We start from the raw sequence: 3,337 nt of genomic DNA on the forward strand, positions 1-3,337 counted from the left end.
ACTATGTAGAGCGTGGAATTATGTTGAGTCGGCCGTTAAACGCGGCGGACTGGCTGATCGATAGAGGTTCATTACTCAGCATAACGAGCAAGCTCCGAACGTCTCAGGACGAAAGGAGCATCGATATGTCAGACCAACTACTTCTCTCCGCAGCCCTTCGGCATGTGGACGACTTTGCGCAGTCCCTCCGGGCACAAGGATACGCCGAAGGGACGATCAAGCATTATGGGCACGGCTGCCGCCATTTGGCGGTATGGCTCGACCAGCACGGAGTGGGACTGGCGGCGATCGACGAGGATATGATCGAGCGCTTCGCCGTTCATAGCTGCCACTGTCCCGGCAAGTTCGTCCAGAACGCGCGTCGGAACAGCCAGTACATGGCGACGATCCACCGTTTCGTGCGGTACCTCGCCGCGGCTCACGTGGTCGTCGAACCGGCTCGGGTGAGGCAGGGTGATGATCGTCTCGCCCCGTTCGGCGAGTGGCTTCGCCGACATCGCGGGACGGGGGAACGAACGATCCTTCGTCATCTGCATGCGGTCACCAAGCTGCTGCTGCAACTCGGCTCCGATCCGGCACGCTACGATGCAGCGTTGATCCATCGGGTGCTGCTGCAAAATCTGGATAGCACGTCGCGGGTGAGCGTGCAGCAAATGTGCGGTTCGCTCCGGATGTATCTAAGGTTCCTGGCGGCGACCGGTGCCTGTTCACCTGCCTTGGTGGGGGCGATCCCTCGGATACCGCGATGGCGCTTGGCGACGCTCCCGCGCTACATCCTCAACGACGATGTCGAGCGAGTGATCGCGTCATGCGATCCGTTCACAACACGCGGCTTGCGCGACCGCGCGATCCTGCTGCTGCTCGCACGGCTGGCTTTGCGCGGTGGCGATGTCGCAAACCTGCATCTTGAGGACATCGACTGGGATAAGGCACTGATCCGGGTCGCGGGCAAGACCCGCCATGCGGTCGCGCTTCCGCTGCCGCAAGATGCCGGTGACGCCCTGCTCGCCTACATCGAGCGCGCCCGGCCTATGGTCGCGTCGACTAAGGTTTTCATCCGCGCGATCGCACCGTTCGTGCCGTTCGCCTCGTCCTCGCCAATCGCGATCATTGTGCGCGATGCGTTGAACCGCGCCGGGGTCGATAATGCCAATCTGCGGGGTGCCTATCTGCTGAGGCACTCCGCCGCGACCAACATGCTGCGAACCGGGGCGACCCTCGATGCGGTCGGCGCGGTGCTGCGGCACCGCTCACCCCAAACCACCGCGATCTATGCCAAGGTCGACACGGTGATGCTCGGTCAGGTCGTGCAGCCCTGGATCGGAGGTGCGTCATGCTGATGCATGCCAACGTTCAGCGCTACGTCGCGATCAAGCGAGGGCTTGGTTATAAGTTCGCTGATCAGGAGCAGATGCTCTACAAATATGCCGTGTTCGCCGATGCCCATGGCGACGAGCATACGTCGGCAAGCCGGATGATCGAATGGGCGTCGTCGGCCCCCTCGGGCCAACGCTCACGCGAATGGCTGCGGGTCGTTCGCCACTTCGCAATCTCCATGCATGCCGAAGATGAGCGCAATGAAATACCCACACGTGACGCGTTCGGTAGGGGAAAACGGCCAAGACCCCGTCCTCATATCCTGACCGAAGCGGATATCGATCGCATCATGCAGGCGGCGCTGACGGTGCCGCCGGTCGCGTCGATCACACCCTACACCTATCACTATCTATTCGGGCTGCTGGCGACGACCGGGTTGAGGGTGTCCGAAGCGGTCGCGTTGGCCGAAACCGATATCGTGCCCGATGGTCTGGTGATCCGCGAAACCAAACTCCGGAAGGCCCGCCTTGTTCCGATCCATCCCAGCACGCGTGCCGCTCTAACGGAATATCTGACGCTGAGACGACGCATCGGCGGACCTGATTCGCACGTATTTGTGCTCTCCACAGGCGAGCCGCCCGATCATGCCACAGTATCGCGCACGTTCGTCAGGCTTGCCAGACAGGTAGGCCTACGCGGTCCGCAGGGCGAGCGTGGCCCCAGATTACACGATCTTCGTCATAGCTTCGCGGTCCGCTCTCTCGAACAGTGCGGCAGCGACAGGGCGGCGATCAGCCGGCACATGCTAGCGCTCAGCACCTATCTTGGACATGCCTGCCTCTCGGACACCTACTGGTATCTGGAGGCGACGCCGGTGTTGGTCCGCCAGATCGCGGATGCCACCGAGGCGTTCCGGGAAGGCGGTGCAGCATGACCGCGCTCGCACCCCATCTCAGCGTTTATCTGCTGGAGCATCTACCGCGCGACCGTGGCGCCAGTCGCCACACGACCGACAGCTATGCCTATGCCTTCCAGTTGCTCGTCTGCTTCGCGTCCAAACGCTTACGGGTCCAGCCATCCGCCCTGCAGATCGAGCAGTTGGATGCCGCGCTGATCCTCGACTTCTTGGACCATATCGAAGTCGATCGCGCGAACACTGCTCGCACGCGGAATGCCCGGCTCGCGGCGATCCGGTCGTTCTTCCGGTTCCTCGAATATCGCGCACCGGCCTGCCTCAACGTCGCCATGCAAGTGCAGGCAATCCCGGCCAAGCGTGTCGAGCAGCCTCTGGTCGATTATCTGACGCGGGCCGAGTTGCAGGCGGTACTCGACGCGCCTGATCGACGAAACCGATCTGGCTTACGCGACCGGGCAATGCTGCACCTGGCTTACGCCTGCGGCCTGCGCGTCTCCGAGCTTACCGGCCTCCAGCTTGGCGACCTGAACCAACCGGCACTCGATGCGATCCACGTCATAGGCAAGGGGCGGCGCGAGCGCGTACTTCCGCTCTGGAAGGAGACCCAGACGGTTCTGCGCGAATGGTTGCAGGTCAGGCCGCAGGCGAAGGGGGAGGCTGTCTTCCTAAACGCTCGCGGCGAGGCGATCGGTAGGCACGGCTTCGCGAGCCGCCTTGCGACGCACATCAAGACCGCGCACCGGTCGGCACCGACATTGGCGCGTAAGACGGTGACGCCGCACGTTCTGCGGCACACATGCGCGCTCCACACCCTCGAAGCGACCGGCGATATCCGGCGCGTCGCGCTGTGGCTCGGCCACAGCAGCGTCACCAGCACCGAGATCTACCTTCGGATCGACCCCGCCGAGAGGCTCGACATCCTCGATGCTGGCGGACCGCCACAGATCAGAAAGGGCACATTCACCGGCGTATCTGATCGCCTGCTTGCGATGCTGGAGACAGCCCATGCCTCGTAATTATGTGAAGCAATCCGAACCTGGCGTCACGAAAAGCGGCGCTGGCGCGGCCGCCCACAACATAATCGGACGCTCAACATACTACGGG

3 protein-coding genes are annotated in these 3,337 nt (G+C 62.7%); all 3 read left to right on the forward strand.

The annotated features are described in order from the left end of the window. Positions 1–1,340, forward strand: a 1,340-nt coding sequence (locus tag NTCA1_RS28045; protein WP_236549626.1) for a tyrosine-type recombinase/integrase, incomplete at its 5' end; no start/stop codon positions are given. Continuing rightward, positions 1,334–2,251 (forward strand): tyrosine-type recombinase/integrase, encoded by a 918-nt coding sequence (locus tag NTCA1_RS28050; protein WP_306439323.1) that lies wholly within the window; start codon positions 1,334–1,336, stop codon positions 2,249–2,251. The genes NTCA1_RS28045 and NTCA1_RS28050, both read left to right, overlap by 7 nt. After that, the gene (locus NTCA1_RS28055) at positions 2,248–3,249 is read left to right on the forward strand and encodes a tyrosine-type recombinase/integrase (RefSeq protein WP_159832483.1); all 1,002 of its coding nucleotides are present in this window, start codon (positions 2,248–2,250) and stop codon (positions 3,247–3,249) included. Before NTCA1_RS28050 ends, NTCA1_RS28055 begins: the two co-directional genes overlap by 4 nt. The last annotated feature ends 88 nt before the right edge of the window (positions 3,250–3,337 follow it).

It is taken from the genome of Novosphingobium sp. TCA1 (assembly GCF_009811895.1).
Classification (GTDB): domain Bacteria; phylum Pseudomonadota; class Alphaproteobacteria; order Sphingomonadales; family Sphingomonadaceae; genus Novosphingobium; species Novosphingobium panipatense_A.

Excerpts from the sequence above, each read along its gene's own strand:
- NTCA1_RS28055 (WP_159832483.1), top strand. The coding sequence starts at position 2,248 with ATGACCGCGCTCGCACCCCATCTCAGCGTTTATCTGCTGGAGCATCTA.
- NTCA1_RS28050 (WP_306439323.1), top strand. The coding sequence starts at position 1,334 with ATGCTGATGCATGCCAACGTTCAGCGCTACGTCGCGATCAAGCGAGGG.